The 24,655-nt window shown below is 42.0% G+C and carries 22 protein-coding genes and 1 other RNA gene; 6 read left to right on the top strand and 17 right to left on the bottom strand.

What is annotated here, in order from left to right; translation table 11 throughout:
• Window positions 1-69 precede the first annotated feature (69 nt).
• Together ACFSJE_RS16625 and ACFSJE_RS16620 are read left to right on the top strand one after the other, a co-directional pair.
• Window positions 70-507, top strand: coding sequence for a MauE/DoxX family redox-associated membrane protein (locus tag ACFSJE_RS16625; RefSeq protein ID WP_379831996.1), 438 nt, complete (start codon window positions 70-72; stop codon window positions 505-507).
• A 71-nt stretch (window positions 508-578) separates the two neighbouring features.
• Window positions 579-824, top strand: coding sequence for a DUF6520 family protein (locus ACFSJE_RS16620; RefSeq protein ID WP_379831995.1), 246 nt, complete (start codon window positions 579-581; stop codon window positions 822-824).
• A gap of 125 nt (window positions 825-949) precedes the next feature.
• On the opposite strand, the gene ACFSJE_RS16615 is transcribed toward ACFSJE_RS16620, so the two are convergent.
• Genes ACFSJE_RS16615 through ACFSJE_RS16605 form a run of 3 tightly spaced genes read right to left on the bottom strand, consistent with a single transcriptional unit; the run spans window position 950 to window position 7,788 of the window.
• Window positions 950-3,292 (bottom strand): zinc-dependent metalloprotease, encoded by a 2,343-nt coding sequence (locus ACFSJE_RS16615; RefSeq protein ID WP_379831994.1) that lies wholly within the window; start codon window positions 3,290-3,292, stop codon window positions 950-952.
• Window positions 3,293-3,299: 7 nt separating this feature from the next.
• Window positions 3,300-4,739, bottom strand: a complete 1,440-nt coding sequence (locus tag ACFSJE_RS16610; protein WP_379831993.1) for a RagB/SusD family nutrient uptake outer membrane protein — start codon at window positions 4,737-4,739, stop codon at window positions 3,300-3,302.
• 16 nt (window positions 4,740-4,755) lie between these two features.
• Complete coding sequence (locus ACFSJE_RS16605; protein WP_379831992.1) at window positions 4,756-7,788, bottom strand: SusC/RagA family TonB-linked outer membrane protein; 3,033 nt, start codon at window positions 7,786-7,788, stop codon at window positions 4,756-4,758.
• Window positions 7,789-8,582: 794 nt separating this feature from the next.
• On the opposite strand from ACFSJE_RS16605, the gene ACFSJE_RS16600 reads away from it, so the two are divergent.
• Window positions 8,583-8,930, top strand: a complete 348-nt coding sequence (locus tag ACFSJE_RS16600) for a hypothetical protein (protein WP_379831991.1) — start codon at window positions 8,583-8,585, stop codon at window positions 8,928-8,930.
• A gap of 102 nt (window positions 8,931-9,032) precedes the next feature.
• Here the strand turns inward: ACFSJE_RS16600 and ACFSJE_RS16595 are convergent, their stop codons facing one another.
• The 5 genes from ACFSJE_RS16595 to ssrA form a co-directional block, all read right to left on the bottom strand.
• On the bottom strand, window positions 9,033-9,545 hold the full coding sequence (locus tag ACFSJE_RS16595; RefSeq protein WP_379831990.1) for a hypothetical protein: 513 nt from the start codon (window positions 9,543-9,545) through the stop codon (window positions 9,033-9,035).
• Window positions 9,542-9,952: an STAS-like domain-containing protein gene (locus ACFSJE_RS16590; RefSeq protein WP_379831989.1), complete on the bottom strand. Its 411-nt coding sequence runs from the start codon at window positions 9,950-9,952 to the stop codon at window positions 9,542-9,544. The genes ACFSJE_RS16595 and ACFSJE_RS16590 overlap by 4 nt, the downstream gene beginning before the upstream one ends.
• A gap of 1 nt (window position 9,953) precedes the next feature.
• Window positions 9,954-11,006 (bottom strand): hypothetical protein, encoded by a 1,053-nt coding sequence (locus tag ACFSJE_RS16585; RefSeq protein ID WP_379831988.1) that lies wholly within the window; start codon window positions 11,004-11,006, stop codon window positions 9,954-9,956.
• Window positions 11,007-11,451: 445 nt separating this feature from the next.
• Window positions 11,452-12,693, bottom strand: coding sequence for a site-specific integrase (locus tag ACFSJE_RS16580; protein ID WP_379831987.1), 1,242 nt, complete (start codon window positions 12,691-12,693; stop codon window positions 11,452-11,454).
• Between the two features lie 235 nt (window positions 12,694-12,928).
• Window positions 12,929-13,328: a transfer-messenger RNA gene (gene ssrA, locus ACFSJE_RS16575) on the bottom strand.
• Window positions 13,329-13,555: 227 nt separating this feature from the next.
• On the opposite strand from ssrA, the gene ACFSJE_RS16570 reads away from it, so the two are divergent.
• Window positions 13,556-14,761: an NAD(P)-dependent oxidoreductase gene (locus ACFSJE_RS16570; RefSeq protein ID WP_379831986.1), complete on the top strand. Its 1,206-nt coding sequence runs from the start codon at window positions 13,556-13,558 to the stop codon at window positions 14,759-14,761.
• A gap of 79 nt (window positions 14,762-14,840) precedes the next feature.
• On the top strand, window positions 14,841-15,119 hold the full coding sequence (locus ACFSJE_RS16565) for a hypothetical protein (protein ID WP_379831985.1): 279 nt from the start codon (window positions 14,841-14,843) through the stop codon (window positions 15,117-15,119).
• A 2-nt stretch (window positions 15,120-15,121) separates the two neighbouring features.
• Here ACFSJE_RS16565 and ACFSJE_RS16560 read toward each other — a convergent pair whose 3' ends face one another.
• The 4 genes from ACFSJE_RS16560 to ACFSJE_RS16545 form a co-directional block, all read right to left on the bottom strand.
• Complete coding sequence (locus ACFSJE_RS16560) at window positions 15,122-16,237, bottom strand: Sb-PDE family phosphodiesterase (protein ID WP_379831984.1); 1,116 nt, start codon at window positions 16,235-16,237, stop codon at window positions 15,122-15,124.
• A gap of 107 nt (window positions 16,238-16,344) precedes the next feature.
• On the bottom strand, window positions 16,345-17,700 hold the full coding sequence (gene creD, locus ACFSJE_RS16555) for a cell envelope integrity protein CreD (protein WP_379831983.1): 1,356 nt from the start codon (window positions 17,698-17,700) through the stop codon (window positions 16,345-16,347).
• A gap of 50 nt (window positions 17,701-17,750) precedes the next feature.
• A complete protein-coding gene (locus ACFSJE_RS16550) occupies window positions 17,751-18,047 on the bottom strand; it encodes a winged helix-turn-helix domain-containing protein (protein WP_379831982.1) in 297 nt (98 codons plus the stop codon).
• A gap of 1 nt (window position 18,048) precedes the next feature.
• Entirely contained in the window at window positions 18,049-18,657 is a 609-nt protein-coding gene (locus ACFSJE_RS16545) for a hypothetical protein (RefSeq protein ID WP_379831981.1), read from the bottom strand.
• Window positions 18,658-18,744: 87 nt separating this feature from the next.
• On the opposite strand from ACFSJE_RS16545, the gene ACFSJE_RS16540 reads away from it, so the two are divergent.
• Window positions 18,745-19,113 carry a DUF1801 domain-containing protein gene (locus tag ACFSJE_RS16540; protein WP_379831980.1) on the top strand — a complete coding sequence of 123 codons (369 nt, stop codon included), beginning with the start codon at window positions 18,745-18,747 and terminating at the stop codon, window positions 19,111-19,113.
• Here the strand turns inward: ACFSJE_RS16540 and ACFSJE_RS16535 are convergent.
• From ACFSJE_RS16535 to ACFSJE_RS16515, 5 genes are read right to left on the bottom strand one after another with little or no spacing between them, the layout of a single operon-like run.
• A complete protein-coding gene (locus tag ACFSJE_RS16535; protein WP_379831979.1) occupies window positions 19,110-20,681 on the bottom strand; it encodes a PepSY-associated TM helix domain-containing protein in 1,572 nt (523 codons plus the stop codon). The two genes, ACFSJE_RS16540 and ACFSJE_RS16535, sit on opposite strands and share 4 nt — an antisense overlap.
• Before the next feature lie 3 nt (window positions 20,682-20,684).
• Window positions 20,685-20,984, bottom strand: a complete 300-nt coding sequence (locus tag ACFSJE_RS16530; protein WP_379831978.1) for a hypothetical protein — start codon at window positions 20,982-20,984, stop codon at window positions 20,685-20,687.
• A gap of 3 nt (window positions 20,985-20,987) precedes the next feature.
• Window positions 20,988-21,320 (bottom strand): hypothetical protein, encoded by a 333-nt coding sequence (locus tag ACFSJE_RS16525; RefSeq protein WP_379831977.1) that lies wholly within the window; start codon window positions 21,318-21,320, stop codon window positions 20,988-20,990.
• 3 nt (window positions 21,321-21,323) lie between these two features.
• Entirely contained in the window at window positions 21,324-22,040 is a 717-nt protein-coding gene (locus ACFSJE_RS16520) for a DUF4198 domain-containing protein (protein ID WP_379831976.1), read from the bottom strand.
• A 10-nt stretch (window positions 22,041-22,050) separates the two neighbouring features.
• On the bottom strand, window positions 22,051-24,513 hold the full coding sequence (locus ACFSJE_RS16515) for a TonB-dependent siderophore receptor (RefSeq protein ID WP_379831975.1): 2,463 nt from the start codon (window positions 24,511-24,513) through the stop codon (window positions 22,051-22,053).
• Window positions 24,514-24,655 lie beyond the last annotated feature (142 nt).

Genomic DNA, 24,655 nt, shown 5'->3' with positions numbered 1-24,655 from the left:
TTTTGGATAACAATTGCTCCCTTAGGGATAAACCAGACTCCCGAACTTTGTTCTATCAAATCAAACGATATGTCAAACAAGGGGATCCACTCCAAACTTCTTATCCTGTTCAGCCTTTTACTGACCCTTCTTTTTGTTTATACAGCGGTAGGTAAACTGATTGATCTGGATACCTTTCAATGGCGCTTGGCACGGATGCCCTACATTTCATCCTTCACCTCTTTGATCTCATGGGGATTACCCTTTTTGGAATTGGTAATCGCTGGCCTGTTGTGGTTGCCCAGATATCAAATCATAGCCCTTTACGGCAGTCTTTTCCTCTTGGCAAGCTTTACCCTTTACATCGCTTTGGTTTTAAGATATAGTGATTCCATTCCATGTTCCTGTGGTGGCGTCATATCGGCCCTGGGATGGACTGACCACATACTGTTGAATGTCTTTTTTATGACCCTTTCCCTGTTGGGAATCCTGTGGTCCAAGAAGCGCTATAACATCGAAACCCATTAAAATACTGTGCAGTGAGAGGGGAAGCCGAAAACCTAAAAAAGAGTAGGCATTCACATTTAATACTGAATTATATGAAAACTAATTTTTTTAAATTATTGTTACCGGCCTTCGCCATCCTTATGGCGGTTGGCCTGGCCTTTGCCACCGAGGAAAGTCCTGTGGTCCAACAAGGCTATTATTTCCATCCCATCAATGGATGGCAGTCCACCACAGTGGATCCAAATTGCCTTGATGGCAGTCAGATTGCATGTACTGAAGATGGGTATCAATTGTATGAAGCACCTTCACATAGCAGTAAGGAACTTCGTAAGGATTGATTCCTTTGCTCATTGAGCATGCAAACAAAAGGTGCCTTGCAAAAGGCACCTTTTTTCGACTAACTCAAATAAACGCCATGAAACTTAGGTAAGACCTGCAATTCATGGCATATTTTCACTACTTCCTACCATAGAACTTCCATCTTTTTGAGGCATAGTTGCCAATGTCCCAAGGTTGGGGCATCCTTGTTGCGTTTGATTCCTTTTTCAATATCCTTTTTTAAATCCATCAATCGCTTTAGCATAATACCCTTCTCATAATCTGTATAATCCGCTTGGGTTTCGATGGCATTGAATCCTTTTCTTTGCTTTTGCAGATTACTGACGGCCAAATCAATGTAGGTCATCTGGAGTTCCTGTCTCCTGCGGTCCACTTGGCCAAAATGCCCCCTAAGTTCCCTGAAAAGTCCATCTTGGACCCGTATCAGATAGGCATCTACCAATCCTTTCTTTTCCCATTTGGTTTCCATATGCTCCATTCGTTTCAATCTCACGGCACTGATCAATTCCGCAAGCAGAAACTGTTGGTGTCCAATGAGCTTGTCAGCATATCTGGTATAATTGATTTCCAAATGGAATTGTGGGTCGGTCAACCATTGGGGTGTATCCATGGCGTTTTCCATCAGGAAATCCAAGGCTTCCATCTGTTTATTCCAGGGTATCAATTCATAAGGGTCTCCCGGTCGATCTATGGGTTGATGGTGTATGGTATGCCCACCTACCATGGAAAGAGTATGTCGCATATGGTCGTACCATAGTTTTGCTGTCTTTTTATAGAGCCTTTCCAGACGTACGTTGTCGGTATCGCCTTCAACAACCTTGGGCAACAGGGCCATGACTCTTTTGATGTTTTTCAAGGCCAATTCGGTGCTCCGTACCGGATTATTGGTTTCGGTCACTTCATCGACTTGGTCAGGTCCTCCCTTTTCCATTTTACCATAATTGAAACGGTACCAAGGCACTGAGTCCTGCCAATGGATCATTTCTTCGAGTTCAGCCGCTTCCACTTCCGGCGTGGTACCTTTCGGAAACTCCCGATACCCCCATTGGATCTGGTAATGGTCGGCAGGGCCGACATGTTGAATTAATAGGTCTGGAGGGATGCTGTCCTCGGGCTGCGGAATATTGGTGCTTCGGGTATAGTTCATTGCACTGGGGGTATGTCGCATTTTTCGCAGCCATAGACTGTCGTTCATTTTATCCCATGGATAGGCATGTTCTCCGAAATTACCGTCCATCAAGCCGAACACATGTCCTGCCTCATGAGAAGCCAATCGTTGATAAAGTGCCCCGACCAGCTCATCTGGAAAAGGAAATTGCTCTGCCCTTTTATCCAATGGAGCTGCACGTACGAAATATTGCTCCGACATATCACGGACAGGTGCTTCCAATAGGATATCGCAACGAAGGATTTCTCCTGATCTCGAATCGGCCACAAATCGCATGGAACCGCCCAGTCGTTCATTTTCATAACTTCGCATATCCCTTTTAGGGGTCCAGTAGACAATATTGGAATGAATGCTATGGGCCTGCCATTCATCCAAACTATCCAGTTCTTTTACGATCAGGGCATTCTTGAACCCAGCTGTCTCAAAGGCCGGCAACCATTGCTCTATTCCTGCCTTGACATAAGGTCTCCATTTTTTTGGGATTTCTGGGGACAATAAAAGGGTAATGGGTTCGATTGGGACACTGAGCTTTTGATCCTTGAACTTTTTCTCCAAGCGCCATCGAAGAATATTGCCTCGTACGTTTTGAAGGCCTCCATGAGCGCCTGCACTGGCTTCATCGTCAAAGAATCCCATCCGATAATCGAACCGTCTCCCCTTCATGGGTGCTTTCAGGGCACAAAAGCCATAGAATAAGGGGACGGCCACCTTGGATTCGTTCATGATCATTCCGCGGCGGACCTTGATCAAGGTCTCCCTGTCAAGGTTCTTGGTGTCCAAGACCAAGGATATCTGGGGAACGGATGGCCCAAATTTCACGCCAAACCACTGCGGCCATTCAATCTCTTGTCGCAACAAAAGGTCGGTGACCTTGACCACATGGCTGCCATCCCCACTGAATTCTTTTTCAATGGGGAGTATGGCCAGGATATTTTCCTTAAAGGGAAACTTTTCGTGGAAAGTGATCGTGATGCCCGCCGTGGACTCAATGCTCTGCTGTTTGAACAGGATATTGTCCCCATGCACCGACCAGGCCACCTGCATAAAACTGCGTTGCCGCCAATCATAGCATACAAAAAGCATAGAGCGGTCGAGCACTTCCCTGGGGATGTTCAGGTACACATCGTTCCCTTGCTTAAAAGAGGTCAAAAAGGGTTCGGTTTCGACCGATGGGATGGATTGATCCAAGGAATCGGTCTCTTGTACGTTCACCATTGCTTTAGTCAACGAACTCCACAGAAGGAGCAACAAAAGCACATATTTTTTTATAGCGGATTGTTTTAAAGTAGTATGTATCATAGCAGTCTTAATAGCCTGGGTTTTGTGGTAATAGATTTAGATTGTTCTCCAGTTCGGTCTCTGGGATGGGCAACAGCAAGTCGGAGGGCCTCCAATTGGGTTTGACTGGGTCCAAAACCTGATCGGCCCTGCCCGATCGTTTAAGATCGAACCATCTATGGCCCTGTTCCGTGAAGAGTTCCACCCTACGCTCCTGAAAGATGGCATCGAAGATAGTTTCTGGTGTATTGGCATTACTATCAGGAAGACCGGCCCTATTGCGAATGGTATTGATATCTGCCAAGGAGCCATTTAAATCACCCAAGTATGCTCGCGCTTCGGCTCGGATCAGATATTGCTCGGCCACCCTGAAACGAATGGAATATTCCAAAGACTGCGCCTCATTGATATCGGCCTTGTACTTATGGGCGTAATGTAATGTGACGGTGTTATCCGCATCGGAAATGCTGGAGACCCATTGATCAAAACGTAAGTCACCATTTTCAAATGCATCGAGTAGTCCATTCGTAAGGGCATACCTCTGACCTGGAATTGCTTGAATGATCAATTCGATGGCCTCACGGGTGTTTCTGATATTTTCTGTATCCGCTTTGAGCTGCCATATAGTCTCTTGTGAATCTTTGCGGAATACTTGGGCCAAGTCGGTTCCCAAAGGAAAGGTATTTATTAATTCCGTGGCCAAGGAAGTAGCCTGGTCCCATTGCTCCACGTAGAGGTACATCCGTGCCAAAAGGGCCTTGGCGGTATGGACATCCACATGGACACGTTCCGAGGAAATGGGATCGCTATCCTCCAACAGGGCCATGGCTTCCTCCAAGTCGGTAATGATACGATCGTACACCTCTGTTTCTTCCAAGCGGGAAACGGTATTGTTCACCGTATAATCTGTGGTTGTGACATAGGGTACATCCCCATAGATCGATACCAACAAACTGTGGATGTAGGCACGGATAAAAAGAGCCTGTCCCTTGAACAGTCTTTTTTCTGCTTCAATGAGATCTAGGGATGCATCCACGCCCGAAATGATATCGTTGGCTCCATAGATGAGTTGGTAGGCCTGGTTCCACCATGCCCGTATCAACTCATTCCCGGGCAGTACATTATGGTTGTACAATTGGGTATAATCGGAATTGAACCCATAATAATCGAGTTCATCGGCATAGATGCCCATGGCGGTGGTCAGGCCAAAAGAACCTGATACCATACCTTGTTGGTCACGCATGCCAAAGTACAGTTGGGCCAAGGCCGATTCTACTGTGGCAGGATCTTCAAAAACGGTCTTAGAGACCAAGGTGTTCTTGGGTGGTTCCACGCTCACAAAGTCCGAGCAACCGATAAGGTTCAATGCTAGGGCCATAAGGAACAAGGCAGTTGGTACCAGTAAAGTACGCCCACGTTGAGGGCTACCGTCCATATTGGTATATGTTGTTATATTCATGATTTTCATGCTTCTGGTTTTAAGGTTAAAAACTGAGTTGAAGTCCCAATGAAATCTGTCGCAAAGGGGGCAAACGCGTATTGGAGGGCTGTTCGGGATCGGGACCCCTGTAATCGGTCAATGTCCAAAGATTCTGCCCCTGTAGGTACACATTGACATCCAAACCGTTCTCCAATTTGGGAAGCTTGTAATTAAGGGATATGTTCCGTAGGCGTACAAAGGAAGCGTCCGATACGGCCGCATTGCTTTCTTGTTGGAACTGGCCCAATCCCCCAGTGGGTGCTAAGCCGCTGTAGGCCCTTTGGATATTTGTAACATCACCGGGCTCTTGCCAACGGTCAAACAGTTCCACGGGCACATTGCCCCTGAATCCAGGGGTCGATTGAAACCGTAAGGTGTTGTAGGCTTTTTGTTTTTTAAACTGGAAGAAAAAGTCCAAGGACAGGTTGCCCAAACTCAGGGAGTTGCCCAGCCCTCCATAGTATTGCGGGGCCAGATCTTCGATCCATTCCCGGTCTTCGGTGCTGGTAATGGCCCCATCATCATTATAGTCCTCGAACTGGTAGGACCCTGTTTCGGGGTCTACACCCAACGAATGATATAATCGTACGATGGTCAAGGGTTCACCGATGACATATCGGTTGGCAAATGTAGAGGTCTCCAATCCTTCAAATTCCACCAACCTGTTCTTGGGAATCGTTAGGTTAAACCTGGTGGACCATCTGAATTTTTTGGAACGGATGTTGACCGTTTGAAGATCGATCTCCCATCCCGTATTCTCCACAAGGGCATCAAAATTCCCGGTCAGTTCTGAAAAGCCTGTCGTGGCTGCCAAGGGTATTCCCACCAACTGATTGGTGGAACGGTTCCGGTACCAGACCGTATTGACCATAAAGCGATCCTTAAAGAAACCCAGTTCCAGACCTCCTTCCAACTTTTGGTTCTCTTCCCAGCCGAACTGCGGATTGAAGATACCTGTGGGCTGCACGGTGGTGACCCCATCATAATCATTTCCTGTGACCGTATAGGTATCCAAGAACCGATAGTCCCCGATGTTATCGCTTCCCGTGGTTCCATAACTGCCCCTTAGCTTTCCGAAGCTCAGCCAGGATCCTTCCCCAAAAATGGGTTCTTCGGAAAACAGCCATGCTACGCCAACAGCCCCAAAATTTCCGAACTGCCTGCCTGGCCCGAATCTGGAGGAACCGTCCCTTCGACCGGTCACGTTTAGGATATACCGGTCTTGGAATTTCAGGTTAATACGACCGAAAAAGGCGTTGTACTTATATTCGCCATAAGTATCGGAAATGACCTCGATCCCACTGGCAGCTGCCATGTTCTCGATTAATCCGTTATTGGGAAATCCAATCCCCCGTAACACCAATTGTTGGGTAGTTTCCTCTTGGAAGGTGGTGCCCAAAAGCACATCCATGGAAAACACGCTCCAATCTTTTTTCCAGTTCAGTTGGGGCTCCATGATCCATGACTCCCTTTGAGAGGCATTGGTATTCAAATTGGAATAGCTTTGGGGGGTGAGACCAAGGCCTGGGTTCCGTGCAGAACTGGGCATGGTCCTGTAGGTGTCCAACTGATAATTGGTGTACCCCAAACTGGACCTGAACTCTAGATTGGGCATTAGCTGATAAGATAAAACAACATTGGAAACTAAAGTGTTGGATAAGGCCACATACCGTTCGTCCAATGCGGCCAAGGGGTTGTCCCAAGTATTGTTCTCCCAATTGATGTTTCCCTCATCGTCAAAAAGTCGAGGGGCATTAGGTTCCAAGGTGTAGGCTTCGGTTGTAAAATCGGTCGCTGGCAGCGTATTGTCTTCGAGGGTATATCCGATGGAAAAATTCAACGTAAAACGTCCATTTTCCGAGCGATGTGACACGTTACTGTGCATATTGGCCCTTTGGTAATTGCTGTCCCCGGGAAAGACCGTGGTCTCTTTCAAAAAGGTCCCACTGACCAAGAACTGGGTACGATCACTGCCCCCGGATACTGACAATTGCGCATTGTTACGATAGGAGGTGCCTCCGATCAGTTCCCTTTGCCAATCGGTATAGCGACTGTTGTCCCAGGATTTGATATCGGGCCAGACAAAATCGAAGTCTGGGTTTTCCAAAAAGGCGCCGAATCCATCATTGATAATGCCTTCCCGTCTTGTTTCCAGATATTGCTGAGTGTTCATAAGCTCCAGAAAATTGGATACCTTACCAAAGGTTGTGGTTAGGTGTGCATCAAACCGTGTTTTTCCAGCTCTTCCTTTTTTGGTGGTGATCAATACCACTCCATTGGCCCCTCGGGAGCCATAGATGGCCGTAGCATCCGCATCCTTCAATACCTCAATGCTTTCAATGTCATTGGGATTGATGGCGTTGAGTGGACTGATGTTCCCGCCAACAATCTGGTTGGATACCTGTGAGGAACCCAAGGATTGGGAACCAAAGGGCACTCCATCCACAATAAATAAGGGTTCTGTGGTACCACTAAGAAAGTTACGACCCCGTACTTCAACGGTGAATCCGCCCCCAGGTACTCCGGTATTCTGGACAATGTTGACCCCAGATAGTTGTCCTTGCATGGCTGCTAAGGGATTGCCCACGGGCTGTTTTTCCATCACAGAGGCCTTGACGGTGGCAATGTTTCCGGTACGTTCCTTTTCGGAAACCGTATAATAGCCAGCATTGAGCACCACTTCCCCTAACTGGGTGATATCTTCCTCCATTTGGACATTAATGATATTTCTTCCATCGATGGGCACTTCCAAGGTCCTAAAGCCTACAATGGAAAAGACCAATAGGCCATTTGAACCAGCTTGAATGCTATAGGCCCCGTCCATATCGGAAATGGTTCCTCGGTTGGTGGATGGTACCACGACATTGACCCCGCCCAAGGGTAGACCATTCATATCGGTAATGGTACCTGATATGGTGCTCTGTGGTGGGGCAATTGTTGCCCCGGCCACCAGCTTTTGGTGGAGTAGTGGAGCTAATAGGAGATATAAGAACAGGAACAGTTTGGTCCTGTTTAGGTGTATTGATGAGTTCTTCATTGTTTTGAGTTCTTTTGATGAAAGTGTTTGTTAACACTGCATTGCCCTGTGGCAATCATTAAATAGCCACGGGTTTTTAGCCACACTGCCCAAAAAGTCAGGATAAAGCAGTAACTTCCTTGAGGGCATTAAGGTTCGGACATAGGCCACCCAGTCCAAGTAGCAAAGGCAATTGGAAATAGGATTCCTAGATGTAAAATGACTAAGATTTCGTGATTGGGCCGGTTGCCCTTAAAATGAATGTGTAAGCTATGGGACAGAAGATATCGTGAACCGGAAAAAGTGTTTCGTGTATCCCTTAACTATCGTCAAGAATGAATCAAATGGGGTTCTTGGGCTTTTTCTTAAAGAGAATGTCAAATAGGGTCAGGCCCATTCTAGAATTGGAACTGACCGATGATGAAATCTCTGCTAAAAAAACAAGCCTTTTGTTTCCCATAAACCATTGGTTGGACGATGCCTCGAAAAGCAAAAGAAATCAAACGCTAAGAAAAAGTTGAAGAAAAAACCAATCACCAAAAAAGGCGCGGAACTCAACTTATCTGATAGAGGTACTGGTATACCGTGCAACGATAAGCGAGCCCACGCCCGGGTCGTGAGCTGTCTACTTATTGTCTCGTTGCAAAAATTACCAGTTTTCTATCAGAGACTCTAAGCGAAAGCTTCAAATATTTTCTAAACGAAGAATCGCAAAAATAATCCTTTAACAAAGAAGGATGTTCAAATATATTCAAAACATTTCAACGACACAAACGTCGTTGATGAAATTTTAATTTATAGCGTCTTTTGGTGTAATGATTGAGGAAGAAGACATTTTACATTTTACCACTTCTATAGAAATGGTCCTAAAGGAGCTTCGTATGGAGAAAGGTGTTTCTCAGGGTAAGCCAACTGGATTATCTCAATCAGATGTTAATATTGAATTTGCCAACAAATACAAGATTACAATAAACATGGGGCGGATAGAATCAAAGCCCAGTTTTGGGGTAACAAAACTTTTTCTATTATGTGACTATTTTGATATTTCTATACCTCAATTTTTTGAAAGGGTCTTGGATAAAAAAAAAGTAGATATAGTCTCTTTTTTAAAAGATAAAGAATCGAAAAGAATAAAAAAATCAAAATTTAATAAGAAGGATTAAACATGTTTTAAAAAGATCTTAGTTTAATTAAAATCATTTGGAAAGTTCGTTGTTTTTTCTGGCTAATATTCAGCAACTATAAAAAATTTTCCTGCCTACACATTAGTTGGAATCATTTATTTTAATGATTAGATTATTGAAAAGTTTGCTGTTCTTTTGCTGAAATTGTAAAATTTGATTTTGAGAGTTTGCGGATAACTTTATAGGTAAGTTCTTCTGGTAGTTTTTCTCAAATTCTGGTAATTGGGTAACCAAATCTCTTAATCCTAGTTGATATGGATTCATGAAATGTTGATTAATTTTATATTTAGCATTAGTCACGTTCAATAAATCATTTAGTTTAATATTCATTAGCTTAAACCAAGGCGGAATCGATTGAGGTTTAAGTTCATTCTTATACAATTTATTGAGAATGCTTTGATACTCAACCCTGATGTCTTTGATTTCATTGATTAAGTGATCCTTGAGAACCCTTTTGTTGGTCAATTTATTTTGAACTGTTCTAACAATCCAAATAGCCAATAAAGAATTAATTAAAATAGATATAATTTCTATCCAGTCGCCAGTTTCCATTTTTTCAACGAGTTTAATAAAAGAATGGTGTAATGCCATCATCTTGAAACCATTATAATCTTGTTGTTATCCCACCTATACCATTGTTCATGTTTCCCTGTTTTTTTTGGAGCCTCTTTTTTTACACGTCGATTTTCCCATTGAGGATATGTTTCAGTTTTCAATTTATGAATCCAATCCGGTTCCTCATCAGATTTAATATTTAAAATTTGTTTTACCTTGTCCAAGGAAAAATCGTAAACTAAATTTCCAATTGCTTCATCTAAAAAAGATGGGGCATAACCAGCTGTGAAATCTAAGTCTATGAGTAAACTCTCATTTTTTTCAAGAGCTTCATAGAATTTTTTGTTCAAAATCTTATGGTAGAATTCTTCTCCTGAGTCATCACTGACACTACAATGTCTTAGACCAGGGTATTCAGAAAAATCCAATACTTTAACAGTTATCATATTAACCTTTGTTTAATGATTCGGCAGTTACAACCCACCTATATAACGTTCCTTGAAATTCTTTACCACCATTCATTACTTTGGATAAAGTATCATCGTCATAATGAAGGATAACTTGATTCGTCAGGACTTTCAAATTTTTTAATAACCCAATGTCAAAACCATTTTTAATCGCAGGTAGTCCTTTGTTTCGATTCTCTTTTTGTGAACTCGAACCATATTTTTTAATGAATGCACCTTTTAAAATTTCATCATCCGATTTTCCTTGAAAAAAATCTTTAAATTTTGCTTTAAATTTTCGGTTAAGTGATTTGATTATACCTTTGCCAACATCAGTAATGGTAAAAATAACTCTATCATCCTCGTATTTTATACCTAATAGCCATTGGCGGTTTTTCGTGCCTCCCCATTCAATTGAATTACCACAAATCTCTAACAATATCGTTCTTAGTTTTTTACAATGTTTTCTTTGGCCTGTTAAATGTTCGTTAACCTTCGATACTGTATTACTTATTCTGATATTATCATGTTTTGTAAGCTTTTTGGTCCCTTTTTCAATAAATAGTAACTCGGATCGAATGGATTTTTCGTATGGATTTCCAGAACTATCGTACATTGAGTTTAATAAACCGGAATCAATAATATCTTTTTTGCATTTCTCATCTTTTGGAAAGTTACCTCTTATATGAATACCTTTGGATTTTAAATCTCCAATAATAGCAAGTAGTACGCATGTAGTGCTATAGTCAATTTCCGTAACATCTGACAAAGAGATTCCAACAAAACATCTTTTCCCTTCCTTACTAATATTATTTTCCCTTCTTAATTTCTTAAAAAAATCAATACAATCCTCGGTTTTTTTCATTAAGCACAAGTTTGAAGGGGCATTAATTGGAGGGCGATCTATATATTCTATTACATTGTTGTTATATATTGTTGTTCTTGGCCTCCTATTTAGATCATAAGGCTTTCTGTTTTTGTTAAGTCGCTTTTGCTTCCTAATTCTTTTTTGGGTGTATTTTTTTTGTTTTTTGGATTGGTAAAGCTTCTTCATTTAAAAATATTCTCCGGAATTCAAATGATTTCTCTCAATTGAAAGTAAGAAAGTTATATGAAATTATGTTAATGAAATTTAATATAAATAGGACTTTAAATATTACAGTGTGTTGGGTTTTCATCTAAATTCAAAGTGTAAAATTTTGTTCAAAGAACTTTGTTAGTGTCAAATGGACTTCGCAAACTCCTATATGGAAGGGTTATTTGTTAATTTTTCCATATCGTCCGAAAATTTACTGTCCAATACCTAGGCATAGATTAGAGTGGTCTCCAAAGAAAGTAGGTCCCAGCATTTTGCTCACAGACTTATTCCGTACCCCCATTAGAAAGTGTTGCCTTAGAGGCAAAAGTATGTCTAGTCAAGTGGTTGTCAATGTCTTTATTGTCCTGCATTCCGATCTAATTTCCTTCAAATAGGAACTGGTGCGCTGATTGGCATCGAACTATAACTTTTCAACTCTGTCTATACTTTGATTGTCTAAAACTTCCTTCAACGCAGCCATATCTTCACCAACCTTCCTATCAATTATCTTGGCATAATGCTGAGTGGTACGAAGGTTTTTATGTCCCAGCATTTGCCCTACGGTTTCAATGGAAACACCATTGGAAAGCGTTACCGTAGTGGCAAAAGTATGTCGGGCCAAATGGGTGGTCAAATTCTTTTTAATCCCGCAGAGATCTGCAATTTCCTTTAAATAGGCGTTGGACTTTTGATTGCTCAGTACGGGTAAAACACAGTCTCCATTGATAACTTTAGGGTGTTCTTTATATTTTTCGATAATTGCCAATGCTGTTGGGAGTAGGGGAATGCCCAATCTGGATTTGGTCTTTGTCCGTTTGGATTTTATCCAAAGGCTTCCATCAATATGTGTTACTATGTTGTCTGGATGTAGTTTCTGAACATCAATATACGAGAGGCCAGTATAACAGCAGAATACGAACATATCCCGTACAACATTGAGGCGTTCGCCCCTAATTTTCTTGTCTACCAGAGTCTGTAATTCCTCTTTGGAAAGGAATTCCCTTTCCACAGTTTTGAATTTTACTTTGTAGTTGTAGAAGGGGTCTTTACTAATCCATTCGTGGGCAACTGCCATTCGAATGATCTTCTTGAAATTGTTGATGTATTTCAAAGCCGAGTTATGGTTACATTCTTTGGTTGTTTTTAAGAAGTATTCAAATCCTTTAATGAATTTTAAATCCACATCTCGGACCGGGATATCTGATTTTCTCAGTTCAGTTTTGATAAATTCGGCGACATGATTTCTGGTGGTATGGTATCGCTTATAGGTTCCAAGGGCAAATTCAATGTCAATCAGTTTCTTCATTTGTTGGTTATGCTCATCAAAGAGCTCTAAGAGCATTTTTACTCTTTTGTCGTTGCCTAAAAACTTATCCTTTACATCATGCACTGTGAAAAATTCTCCTTCTTCTACTAACTCATGGTGAATCTTATTAATCTTATGGCGTACAGTAGCCATGAATCGATTCAATTCTTCTGCTTCAATTCCCTTTCCTTTCAATTTGTTCATTCTAGAATCCCATTTTTCAGGGTCGATCTTTCTATGAAGGCTAATTGCAGAGCGTTGGCCATTTACCGTCAATCTTAGGTATAGTCCAGCTTTTTCGTTCTTGTCGAGGCGTTTGTCTTTAAGGTAAAATAAGACTGCAAAGGAATTTGACATATTTTGGGTATCGATTTATGTCAATAAAGGTATAAAAAATAACTCATTGGAGTTTTGTAAATTATTAAAAAAGAATTAATTACAGAGAAATCGATACCTTTTTTTAATTTTTAAAATGGGTATCGATTTGGTGCCTTTAAAATTGATTTCAATTGAATTTAAATGAAACCAAATAAAATAAAAAAACCTGTAAATCAGTAATTTACAGGTTCATTGTTTTGTTTTGACGGTGTTTTAGTGGAGCCGGAGGGATTCGAACCCTCGTCCAAACAAGCAATAACCATGCTTTCTACATGCTTAGTATCTGCTTAGTTTTCGATGCACACCTGACCAGATACGGCCCAATATGCACTTAGCTTTTTTAGGTTTTAGAGGTGTCGCCAAAGCGAGCGGGCACCCTTGTGTTGACTTTTTTGGTGCCCCTAAAAAGGTCGCCGTCAACAAGGGCTACCAAGGGACATCTCGCTTCCCTACCTTGTAGGGACGAGGCTAATCCTACTATAATTCAGATTATGCGGCAAGAGCGTAATTATTATCGCCAATTAAAAGTTTGAAACATGAGATTAACGAGCTGTATCCCAGCGCTCGGCATGCTTACATCGCCATTGGTCTTGCTGTCAAAACCGGTCGGCCCCATAAATCAAAGAACTTAGCCTGCACTGAGCGCCCGCCAGAACTTAAGTCGGGCTGGCAGTCGAAGTGTGGGCGTTTCCCCCGAATGCTCGGGCTATCGGCCGTACAAGGTACTTGCCTCTATCCCTAACGCGGTCGGCAAAGGTAACCATATCCATCAAAAGATAAAAAGTTTGCGCCATCTGCCCAATACCCTTATTTTGGTCAACAATTATACCAAATCGGTTTTATGAAATTCGGAATCATCAGGGAGCGTAAAAACCCGCCAGACCGCAGAGTGGTGCTATCTCCGGCGGAATGTCAAAATGTCCATTCCACATTTCCCAAAGCGGAAATTTTGGTCGAGACTTCCCCTATTCGGGTATTTTCAGATGAAGAATACCAAGAGAAAGGCATTCCAGTAGTGGAAAACGTGGAAAATTGTGATGTGCTCCTCGGGGTAAAAGAAGTCCCTATCGATGCGCTCATTCCCAATAAGAAATACTTCTTCTTTTCCCATACCATAAAAAAGCAACCCTATAATCGTGACTTGTTGCGAGCCATTTTGGCCAAAAATATTGAGCTATACGACCATGAAGTGATAACAGCTTCCAATGGGCAACGCTTGGTGGCCTTTGGTCGTTATGCAGGAATTGTAGGCGCCTATAATGGCATGCGAACCTATGGCCTAAAATATGACCTTTTCCAATTGCCCAAAGCTGAAGCATTGAAAGACCAGCAAGCTTTGATTGCCGAGCTAAGAAAGATACAATTGCCCAATATCAAGATTCTCCTTACAGGAAAGGGTAGGGTAGGCAATGGGGCCAAAGAAATGTTGGATGCCATGGGATTGAAAAAAGTAAATGTGGCTGACTATTTAAAAGAGAAATTTTCCGAACCGGTCTATTGCCAAATTGATGCCTCCGAATACAACAAACGAAGGGACGGGGTTCGCGGGAACAAAGCCGATTTTTTTCAGAACCCACACGAGTACAAATCCAACTTTTTTCGTTTTGCCCAAGTGACGGATTTTTACATAGCCGGACATTTTTATGGAGATGGAGCCCCGTATCTGTACACCCGGGAAGATGCCAAACAACCTGATTTCAAAATAAAGGTAGTTGCGGATATCAGTTGCGATATAGACGGCCCGGTTGCGACGACCATTAGACCCTCTACCATTGCCGACCCTATTTATGGTTATGATCCGGTCACTGAACAAGAAACAGATTATAAAAAAAGCAATGCCATTGCGGTCATGGCCGTGGACAATCTTCCGTGTGAATTGCCTCGTGATGCCAGTATTGGGTTTGGTGAAGCTTTCACAAAATATGTGATCCCAGCCTTTTTCAATAAGGACGAAGATGGCATATTGGAACGAGCCCGAATGACAAAAAATGGTAAGTTGACCAAACGTTTTGCCTACTTGCAACCCTATGTAAATGGGGATGAATAGCTCAAATAACCGATGTGGATAACTTAAATGTTATCAACAGGTTATTTTTAGTATATTGTTCATCCTATTCTTGTTGCAAGTGAAATTCAATTGGGTAATTTCTGGAGAAAATGACCAAGCCGTCCAAAAGGCCTGCATTGATATGGAATATCGATTACGCCCTAAAATCACCAAGTTTCTTCTTAAAAAATTGGACAGTGATTTCAGTGGTGATTTTTCAATTTTCCATTTTGACGTGGATGTGAAAAACCATTGGGTCTGGATATCAAATAAAACACCCCAACGTTTTATCGAGAAAATCAAGGCTGATTTCGACCAAGAAATCAATGGAGGGTCAACCTTGTTCTCGGTAGCTTAACCCTATTCTTCCAACTTAAGATTCCAAGTAACAATAGGATGTTCTTTTGGAGCAATGTAGGCTCCCAAAGCTTTAAGTTTGATGGGTAAGTCTATCGCCTTTTCCAAAACCTTTATTTTCAATGTCTTTGTCCCTTGAGCAGGAACCGTAAAAACGGGAGAGCTGGAATAGAAAGTGAACGGCATTTGATTTTCAAAAATCAAATCACTACTGGTTACATTCTTTAAGGTGACTTCCAAAATGGTAGTATTGTCTATGTACTTGGCTTTTTTAAATTTGATTGAGGCATTAAGCAAAGGCAATAGATTTTCTTCTTTTCCTACCAAAAGTGAATTGAAAACGGCCACCGTACGTCCAGCGAACAAGGCTTCTTTCAAAGAAGCCTCGGTTTTTTCTTTGGCAAAAACTAATGTGATAGGGCGGTCATGCCCATGCTCAACATAATCCCAATCAATAAGTCCGTGAATATCACTGGTGCCCATAATGGTCAAATTGTTTTCCAAGGCAATCGCCAAAGATTCTTCGGCATAATCTCCAGTATTAATGACCTCGATACCATGCAATTCTCCATTTTTGATGCGTTCTTTTTGAAAATCACTTAGAATTGGTGTCCCTTTGGGTGATTGTGCGTACCATGCGGGATGGTTCCAGAAGATAAAACCACCTTGTTTTTTTGCTTCGGCAAATGTGGTTTCGGCTTTGTCATTCAAAAGCTTATTGGCGTCTTGGATAAAAACAGCATTGTTGTGGCCAATAGGTTCTCCTCGGGTAATTTCAGAACCATGTACAATTAAAAGTTCATGGTCTTTGGCTTCGGCAAGGGCCAAATTAAAAGAACGGTTCCGATCAGGGTGGGGGATATCTGCCGCGTGGGGCTGATATTCCAAATGTTCCGTAAGTGATATCACATCCAAATTATCCCGTAATGCCTCCATAACTCGAATGGTAGGCCAGACATTTCCATCCGAAAAAACAGTATGCTGGTGTAGATCGGTCTTTAGGGTTTTATATCCAGGGACATCGGGAAATGCTATGGTTCTGGAACTTGTATGCGAATGTTCCTGGGCAAAAATGAGGCTAGGGACAAAAAACAGGAGGAGAAACGGTTGGAATTTCATGGTTGCGGTTTTTTCAAATGTATGAAACCCGCCAAAACGGTTGATTAAGAAAAGGTAAACCTTAAAAGAAGTTACTGCCCCAGATTGCCCGGGGCAGTATTATAGGTTTAAATCTCCTGCGGTCCAGACCAATCAATTTTTCTTGAAGTAAACATGATGGTGGATAGAATTACGAATAATCCAATGCTTCCCACCAAAAGGGCGTAATCTTCAAGTTGAATGATGACAAAAATAAAGGAATACAATCCCAACATAGAACCCAAAATCAACAAGGTGAATTTGGTGTTTTTTAGAATAGATCTGGAGTAAATTGTTATCAGTGTTACTACCGAAATTCCCGAAACCAGATAGGCGAACAGGTAATTTTTATGTTCGGAGATTGAAATCAACAGCGTATAGAACAACACCAAGGCCAGCCCGATCATTAAATATTGAAAGGGATGAATGGCAATTTTACTGCTGATTTGAATCAGGAGGAATACCAAAAGAGTAAGTCCTATGATCATAAAACCATATTTACTGGTGCGCTCTGTTTTTTGGTAGTCATCCACGGGAACCAGAAAAGCGGTTCCGAAGGCAAACTCGGATAGGTCTGGGAGTTGGTCAAAAAAAGTTTGCCCAAATCGCCTATTGGTTTCCAAAACTTTCCATTTAGCCGAAAACCCTTGGTCGGTAATTTCCTTTCCTTCTGTATCCGGCAGGTAATTGCCGTTAAAACTGGGGGAGTGCCAGTTGGATTGCATGGAGACCAATGTTTCCTTGCCAATAGGGATAAACTGCAGCGTATTGCTGCCATTAATGGTAAGGTTAGATTGAAAATCCATGGGGCTATTTTGTATTTCCTCAAGGTTTTCAATAAAACCGGACTCCAAGGTATTCATGTAATTGTTGTCAAATTTAGGATTGAGTACATAGTCTTCCCCACCAAGATTAACGTTCACGGTGTTTCGGATACCTTTAAGATTACTTACTTGAAAAAGAACCGTGGCCTTTTCCCATAAAATATCTTCATCCGCAACCTCTTTTTCCGAAAAATCAGGATTTGTAAAGACTCCTTGAACTTTGGATTCAGAGCTAAAGACAACAGATTCATAAATACCTCTTTCCAAAGACTGGGTTGTGGTCTTTGATTGAATATTTAATTTCTTTGGAAAGAAATAGGCATCTCGCCGAACGGCTTTTTTCGTTTTTAGATACGTTTTGGTCTCTTCGTTGAAAACGGTCTCTTCCATATATTCCTGATATGGAATCTTGAGTATGGGTCCATTTATGATGACCGGGCCACCCCATTTGGAATTGATTTCCTGCACTACTTCGTATTGTCTAGCCTCTCGCTCCCGAATCAAATCCTTGATGAATGCCAAAGGGATTAATAAAATCAAGATTAAAAATCCGACCGTGATCATTTTTACTGAGATGGAATTCCGTAGCCAGTTTCCGAATTTTTGTTTTTGTATTGACATAGTATTTTATTTTAAAGTACTTTGAAATTCAAAGTGAATGGATAAAAAAATTATTCTTGGGATTTAATAAGATGCTCCAGGGCATCAATATGTTTTTTGAAGGCTTGTTTTCCACTTTGGGTGATCGCGTACCTTGTATTTGGTTTTTTTCCAATAAATGACTTCTGAATCGTAATGTATTTGGCTTTTTCCAAGGTTTTGGAATGACTGGATAGATTTCCGTCGGTAACATCCAAGAGCTCCTTGAGTTGGTTAAAGTCAACCTCGTCATTGACCATGAGAATGGACATAATGCCCAAACGTATTCGATGGTCGAACAACTTGTTTATGTTATCAATAAGCCCCATGTTATGCTTTTCGTTCCTTCAAATGCATCATGCTTCCGTAGATGATGTGCAAAATACCGAAACCTACTACCCAAAACCAAAATCCATACCCAGGAAAAGCAGCACAAATAAGTCCCAATATGATTTGGGCATATCCCAGATATTTTACATTTCCAATGGTATATTTTGAGGCATTGACCAACGCCAGACCGTAGAAAATGAGCATTAGGGAAGCGGTGAGTCCGTACTGTTGGCTCGTTAGTTTAATGAGGATATAAATACCTCCGGTGACTAGGGGCACAAAAAAATTCACCAAAAGCCGTTTTGTGGTCTCATCCCAAATTTTCTCGTCGTTTTTTTTCGCTTTTTGTGTGGTGAGCATGTAAGCCGTTACAAAACTGAGCACGGCTACGGCAATAAGGATGGCAACCAAAACTTTAAAGTTCCAGCTGTGCAGGGTGATATATTCATTGGGTTCTGGGCGAAGAAAAAAGTAGGCGACACTGGCACCTGTAATGGCATATACTCCGGCTAATATTCCCGAAAGACCACTTAGCGAGATAAAACGGGAAGAACGATTCATCAAATCTTTGATTTGGGAAATATCGTCCAAGTATTTTTTTGAATCCATTTTAAAGTACTTTGAAATTCAAAGTTAAATTATTTTTCGAATCAACCTAACTTTTTTCGTGCAAATGGATTTATTTTAGGGGTATCTATGAATCCGGCTGAAGAATACATCCTAAATCAGAGAGAACCTTTTAGGAGCATATTGTTGCACCTGAGAGCTGTCATCGAAGCGGTTGTTCCCAAGGTGGATATGAAATACAAATGGGGCATTCCATGTTTTTATGAGGGAAAACAACCTCTCTGCTATTTAAATGTTTCCCAAAAAAAGGGATATGTGGATATCGCTTTTTGGAGTTCGGCGCATTTGACCGTTCATTTGGACAAGATGACCACCGAGAATAGAAAAGTGGTCAAATCACTGCGCTATCGCACTTTGGAAGAAATTGACGATGCCGTACTTGTTGATGTGTTAAAGGAGGCTTACTCATTTCGGGACAAAGGGTTTTACAAACATTAGCCGTTGGTAGGAGCGAGTTCACTCCGAGTCGTTTTAAGCTTGAAGAAAGCTATCCAGAGAGAAACCAGACCCAAAATCAACCAGAGCAAATCCACCAAAAGAATGTGTTGGTATCCATTTTGATAAGCGACCCACACCCAATTGCCGGTTGCAACGCCGTTGGCGATTGGCACCAATAATCCCAAAATACCTCCCGAGATCAAGGTCCATTTGTTGGTGAAGGCAATATCCTTTTTAAGGATAAAGAACACTGTGGTCACCAACCAAATCGGGAAATAGGTTTGGTATAGGAAGGACATGTTCACAATTGGGGCAAACTTTACGATGATAAATTCCAAAGCGGTAACAGGAAGCAGTGTTAAGCAGATAGCCATATACCAATTAGCCACCTGCTGATTGAACTTTCGGCGCTTTTCCGGAATGTTTTTCTTATCCCGAGCCACCAACCATATCATGATACCTGAAAGGATTACAAAACAGGAAACCAATCCAAGGATGAAGGAAATCACACGAAGACCATAACCCGCATAATCTCCAAAATGAAGGCGAAACATCATATTTTTTACCCCATCCAAATATGATGTGTTGGTAACGGGTACTTTCTCTTGGGCAATGGAGCCATCGGCAATTTTGTAGATGCGGTAGCCCAAACCGTTAAGTTTGGTGTCATAACCCATGTAACCACTTATGGCAGCATGCATATTTTTATCACCGTAGTTAAAAATATGGGTCTCGGTTACCCGAAAATCGCCCCATTCTTTTTTGGTTTGATTGATCAATTCATCAAGATGGATGTCGGTTTTCAATTTTTGGTTTTGGAATTCGTAAACCGGATGATTGTACTCCAAATCTTCATATAATTCATTTGCATCGCCCTCGTACAATCCCATAACCAATGGAAATACCAAGATGCCTTTCAACAAAAAGAAAGCCCCGGTAACGGCATACACAAATTGGAACGGAAACCCAATCACACCAAGTGCGGTATGGGCATCGGTCCACATGGTTTTGAGTTTAGCCCAAGGTCTGAAGGTGTAAAAATTGGAAACAATCTTATCCCAATGCACCAAAATTCCAGTGAAAATGGCAAACAGGAAAAAGAAGGCCACCAATCCCGCCAAAGTCCGTCCGTAGGGGTAGGGGATTTGGTCCAAAAAATGGAGGCGGTACAAAAATTCACCCAGATTATAATTGCTCGCGTAGTCCTTAGTTTTGGTCTTGGCTTCAGGGTCCAAATAGAAAAAGACGGGAGCTTTGTCGGCTTCAACCGCCAAGGAATCTTGCGAAGCACCCAAATTCACAGAAATACTCCGCTCGTTATAATAATGGCGTAGTTCCACATCCCGTCCGTACAGGTTGTATTCCTTGGAAAGATTGTTGAGGTAACTGTCCACACTGCCTGGTAAAGCGTCTTCCTGACTAACGGAATGCCCACGTTGCCAATTGGCAATTTCATCCCTGAAAAAGGAAAAGGAGCCTGTAAAGAAAATTACATAAAGTGCAACGCTGATCACAATACCGCTAACGGTATGCGTATGGAACAAAATATTGTAGATGCGGTTTCCCATGGTTTAAACAAGTGGGTTGATTTGGTTTCCAAAATAATAGATGACACCGAGGAACAGACTTGCCAAAAGATAAATACCCCAAACCTTCCACCCGTTTTTGCCCAAAAAGGCAACGACCATCAAAGCGGCCCAAAGAACAAAGGCTGAAAAGGTGCTGGTGATGATGACCGCGACATGATTGAACCAGCTGGCCAAAGCCATGTGAAACATCACGGCAACAATAAGTCCGCCCAAAATGGCAGCGGTTATCTTCGCAAATCGTTGCGAGGGGGATGGTGTCAAATATTTTTTGTTGGCTGGCATAGGCTAAAACAAGAGGGTTTCAAAAACGATTGAACATAAAAAGAGAATGCCCAAAAAACGGTAGTTCAACAACTGTAAAGGGGTCAAGAGGATCACCAAACTGGCAACCGTCATCAAAAGGATGGAAAAGGTGAACGTACCCGAACCAAGACCCCAGTAAAAACAGCTAAGCCCCAATGATAAAATCATTAGGGCCAAACTGATGTATTGAGCCGTTTTTTTATGTTCACCTGTCCATTTCTCCAAGCCCAGACCTCCTATAGTGGCCATTTTTTTGGATGTGCCATAGAGCAGGTAAAAGGCAATAAAGGTGAGCAATGAAATTACGGTGACCATGGGTTACGGTTTTATGCAATAGGTGGCGCAATGCCAAATGAATTGATAGTCTTCACCCTTGTAGGTGCCGGGAATCTCTTCCTTGGTCGTGGTCTCCACAATATATTTGGTCTCCCATGGAAGGGCAAAGGAAACTTCTCCATTTTCATCGGTGTACAAGGTTTTGGCCCATAGGTCAGCAACATAGACTTTAAGCTCGTTTTCAGCGATTGGCTTACCCTTATAAAGTACCTGGAGTTTTACTTCGTCACCATTATTTTCCAATTGTTTTACGACGATTCCTTCTGGATTTGCCGTTTTTGTATCGCCATCGGTTCCCACCTGAACTTTGGCAGTGGAATGATAATGTGTCTTGAAAATTCCAAAATCGTATTGGGTGTAATCGATGACATCAATCTCATTGTTGTTCAAAGCGATGGTATACACGCCATCCTGTGATGGGGTAAAGCTGGCCAGATAGTGGTCTTCGTGGGCTTCCGTATTCAACTGGGTTTTTGTGCCATCCGGAGCAATTACCCAAAGGGTAAACTTGGAAACCAATGGAAAAGCTTCGCCTTCCACTTTTTCAATCACACCGTAGGTGTACTCTCCATAATGTACACGGATTTCCTGTGCTTGGCCCAAGGTCCCTTTACCGTCGGTCTCTATCCACAGATAGTGAGCTGAGGCCGACAGAACGGGCAACGTGATGAGCAATAAGGTTACAATTAGTTTTTTCATCTTTATTTTCTTAGAATTTATAAGTGAAATTGGCAGAAAGACTTCTCAAATTCTGTGGGCTGATAGTTGACCATCCTTTGTAGTAGTCTTTGTTCGCAATGTTGTCCAACTTCAGCGTGATTCTATAATTTCCACCATCGTAGAATGTGGAAGCATTCAAAATGGTGTACTCATCAATGGTGAAGGTTCCGTTGGTCCTGTTGAAAATTTTGTTATCGCTGGCGTAGTTACCTCCAAATCCCAGTCCGAAGTTTTCCAAAGTTCCCTGCGTAAATCGGTAGCTGGCCCAAACATTAGCCAAGTTCATTGGACCAGCGCTCTCGGGTCTAAAACCGGTGAAGCTGGCGTCACCTTCTACCAATTGGCTGTCGTTATAGCTATATCCTGCAACGATGTTCAATCCGTCAACAGGGGAAGCGATAATGTTGGCTTCAAAACCTTTACTGTTCTGTTCACCGTCTTGGGTATAGAAATAGTTGTTGGCATCCGTATCGATTCGCTGTGCCATGTCACTAACGGTGATATCGTAGTAGCTCAACGTAGCCGAAAGTTTATCGTTGAACAAGTTCAACTTGGTACCGACTTCAAACTGGTTGGCATGTTCTGGGTTCAATGCTCTAACCGAAGTATTTCCATTGGTTAATTCTGTTACTGGAGCCACATTGCTGAACCCGTCCATGTAGTTGGCAAACAACGATACTTTGTTCAATATAGGCTGATACACCAATCCAAATTTTGGAGAAAATGCGGTCTGATTGTAGCCGTCATTTGAAAAACGGTCCACACGCAAACTGGCCATTGCAGACAATTCTGGTAATAGATTGATGACATTGGAAGCATAGGCGCTGAAAATCTCTTGCTGTGCTTCGCTAAATTGTGCGCCAGGGTTAGCCAAAGTTGCGATTCCAGCGTCAGCACCATCCTGGGTCAAGACTCCAGAATCGTACAAACCGGTTCCGCTTGGAGTCCCATAGTAAGCATGAAGGGCGGGTACCACAGCTTGGAATTCATCAGTATTGCTGCCCACATAGACGAAACCTTGATTTCCGTAGCCTGTGCTGTTGTTTATGGTTCTGGTTTTAAGGTAATCCAACCCTACTACCAAACGGTTACGCATGGTTCCAATATTAAAATCTCCGATAAAGTTTTGTTGAATATCGGTTCCCAAGGTTTCGGAGTTTTGGTTGCTGGTGTATCGAGCCAAGATGATTCCGTCTTCAAGTGGTTCTCCAGATAGACCTTCTACGGTTGAGGTTACCTCGTATAAATATGAGTAGTAGCCATCAGATTTTGCATTAGATCTAGAAATTACGGTTTGGGAAGTCCAAGAATCACTTAAAATATAGTTCATCTGACCTTGAAGGCTGTACGTTGGTGTGTCAATGTATAAATCGTTGCTCGTATACGAACGTTTAAAATCGTAACCCAATTCATCCAAATTGGTCACACGAAGTGGCGAACCACGATCTACGAACAACATGGTCTGGTTGGTGCTTCTACCGTTGTAGAATTCGGTGTTGATGTTGAAGGATAGTTTATCGTTTGCTTGAAATGCCAATGATGGTGCAAAGAAGAACGATTTTCTAAACCCAGCGTCTTGGTAGCTGTTTTGGGTGTGATATGAAGTGTTCACACGAAGTGCAATATTGTTCTGGTTGCCTAAGGTGGTGTTCACATCGGCAGTTACACGGTTCAATCCGTAGCTGCCCGAAGTATAGGAGATATTTCCTCCAAAACCATAGAATGGCTTTTTGGTGTTGATGTTGATCAAGCCACCATAGGAAATCAAACTACTGCCATACAACGTTCCAGATGGGCCTTTAATGACTTCGATGGATTCAATATTTGCTGGGTCTGGACTACCGTTTGTCAAACCGGGCAATCCATTGATCATGGTAGGCTGCACAGCGAAGCCACGTAGTGAGAAATATCCAGCGCCATCGCTACCTCTACCTGTAGATTCCCAAAGCTTGTCGATGCCAGGGGCATTTTTAAGGGCATCATCAAAATTGGTCACCACTTGGTCCTGCAACAATTCAGTGGAGATGGAATTGTACACCTGAGGGTTTTCGATGTCCTTTAGAGGCATTTTGGAAACATAGACACTTGCCTTTCTAGCATATTTGTTGATTTGTTCACCTTCAACAACCACTTCATTAAGTTGCTCTTGACGTTCAACCAACACTGTTGTTGGAACATTGGTGGTTTGATTCGCATAAAGGGTAATGGTTTTGTTCTGCGTACCGTAGCCAACCATAGAAAATGTAAGTGTGTATGAACCAGGGGCAAGGTTTGTTATTTCATAGTTCCCCGAATTATCCGAAGTTGCACCAAGACTGGTGTTTGACAATGCAATGTTAACATTGCTGAGGGGAGTATTGTTTTGGTCGGTGACCCTTCCTTTTAAATTTCCGGTTTGCGCTTGTGAAGTAAAGAAAACCGCTAAGCTGAGGATGAGTAATATATTCTTCATTTTGTTATTTGTAATTGGTCTAAATAAATTTCGATTGCAAATGTATGTCCCAACACGTAATCAGGCAAAGAATATTTAGACTAATTAAAAACAATTTTGAAGATTTTTGTCAACCTTCTGAAATTGAGAAAATTACAGGGAA

Source organism: Flagellimonas iocasae (genome assembly GCF_042682725.1).
GTDB lineage: Bacteria > Bacteroidota > Bacteroidia > Flavobacteriales > Flavobacteriaceae > Flagellimonas > Flagellimonas iocasae.
Note: the sequence above shows the minus strand (reverse complement) of the source record. Positions and strands in the feature narration are given on the sequence as shown.

What these genes read in the sequence shown, in the direction of transcription:
- ACFSJE_RS16625 (WP_379831996.1), top strand. Translation starts at nt 70, where the DNA reads ATGTCAAACAAGGGGATCCACTCCAAACTTCTTATCCTGTTCAGCCTT.
- ACFSJE_RS16570 (WP_379831986.1), top strand. Translation starts at nt 13,556, where the DNA reads ATGAAATTCGGAATCATCAGGGAGCGTAAAAACCCGCCAGACCGCAGA.
- ACFSJE_RS16540 (WP_379831980.1), top strand. Translation starts at nt 18,745, where the DNA reads ATGAATCCGGCTGAAGAATACATCCTAAATCAGAGAGAACCTTTTAGG.
- ACFSJE_RS16550 (WP_379831982.1), bottom strand. Translation starts at nt 18,047, where the DNA reads ATGGGGCTTATTGATAACATAAACAAGTTGTTCGACCATCGAATACGT.
- ACFSJE_RS16590 (WP_379831989.1), bottom strand. Translation starts at nt 9,952, where the DNA reads ATGATAACTGTTAAAGTATTGGATTTTTCTGAATACCCTGGTCTAAGA.
- ACFSJE_RS16620 (WP_379831995.1), top strand. Translation starts at nt 579, where the DNA reads ATGAAAACTAATTTTTTTAAATTATTGTTACCGGCCTTCGCCATCCTT.
- ACFSJE_RS16525 (WP_379831977.1), bottom strand. Translation starts at nt 21,320, where the DNA reads ATGGTCACCGTAATTTCATTGCTCACCTTTATTGCCTTTTACCTGCTC.
- ACFSJE_RS16520 (WP_379831976.1), bottom strand. Translation starts at nt 22,040, where the DNA reads ATGAAAAAACTAATTGTAACCTTATTGCTCATCACGTTGCCCGTTCTG.
- creD (WP_379831983.1), bottom strand. Translation starts at nt 17,700, where the DNA reads ATGTCAATACAAAAACAAAAATTCGGAAACTGGCTACGGAATTCCATC.
- ACFSJE_RS16515 (WP_379831975.1), bottom strand. Translation starts at nt 24,513, where the DNA reads ATGAAGAATATATTACTCATCCTCAGCTTAGCGGTTTTCTTTACTTCA.
- ACFSJE_RS16600 (WP_379831991.1), top strand. Translation starts at nt 8,583, where the DNA reads ATGATTGAGGAAGAAGACATTTTACATTTTACCACTTCTATAGAAATG.
- ACFSJE_RS16580 (WP_379831987.1), bottom strand. Translation starts at nt 12,693, where the DNA reads ATGTCAAATTCCTTTGCAGTCTTATTTTACCTTAAAGACAAACGCCTC.
- ACFSJE_RS16585 (WP_379831988.1), bottom strand. Translation starts at nt 11,006, where the DNA reads ATGAAGAAGCTTTACCAATCCAAAAAACAAAAAAAATACACCCAAAAA.
- ACFSJE_RS16610 (WP_379831993.1), bottom strand. Translation starts at nt 4,739, where the DNA reads ATGAAAATCATGAATATAACAACATATACCAATATGGACGGTAGCCCT.
- ACFSJE_RS16595 (WP_379831990.1), bottom strand. Translation starts at nt 9,545, where the DNA reads ATGATGGCATTACACCATTCTTTTATTAAACTCGTTGAAAAAATGGAA.
- ACFSJE_RS16605 (WP_379831992.1), bottom strand. Translation starts at nt 7,788, where the DNA reads ATGAAGAACTCATCAATACACCTAAACAGGACCAAACTGTTCCTGTTC.
- ACFSJE_RS16560 (WP_379831984.1), bottom strand. Translation starts at nt 16,237, where the DNA reads ATGAAATTCCAACCGTTTCTCCTCCTGTTTTTTGTCCCTAGCCTCATT.
- ACFSJE_RS16545 (WP_379831981.1), bottom strand. Translation starts at nt 18,657, where the DNA reads ATGGATTCAAAAAAATACTTGGACGATATTTCCCAAATCAAAGATTTG.
- ACFSJE_RS16530 (WP_379831978.1), bottom strand. Translation starts at nt 20,984, where the DNA reads ATGCCAGCCAACAAAAAATATTTGACACCATCCCCCTCGCAACGATTT.
- ACFSJE_RS16535 (WP_379831979.1), bottom strand. Translation starts at nt 20,681, where the DNA reads ATGGGAAACCGCATCTACAATATTTTGTTCCATACGCATACCGTTAGC.
- ACFSJE_RS16615 (WP_379831994.1), bottom strand. Translation starts at nt 3,292, where the DNA reads ATGATACATACTACTTTAAAACAATCCGCTATAAAAAAATATGTGCTT.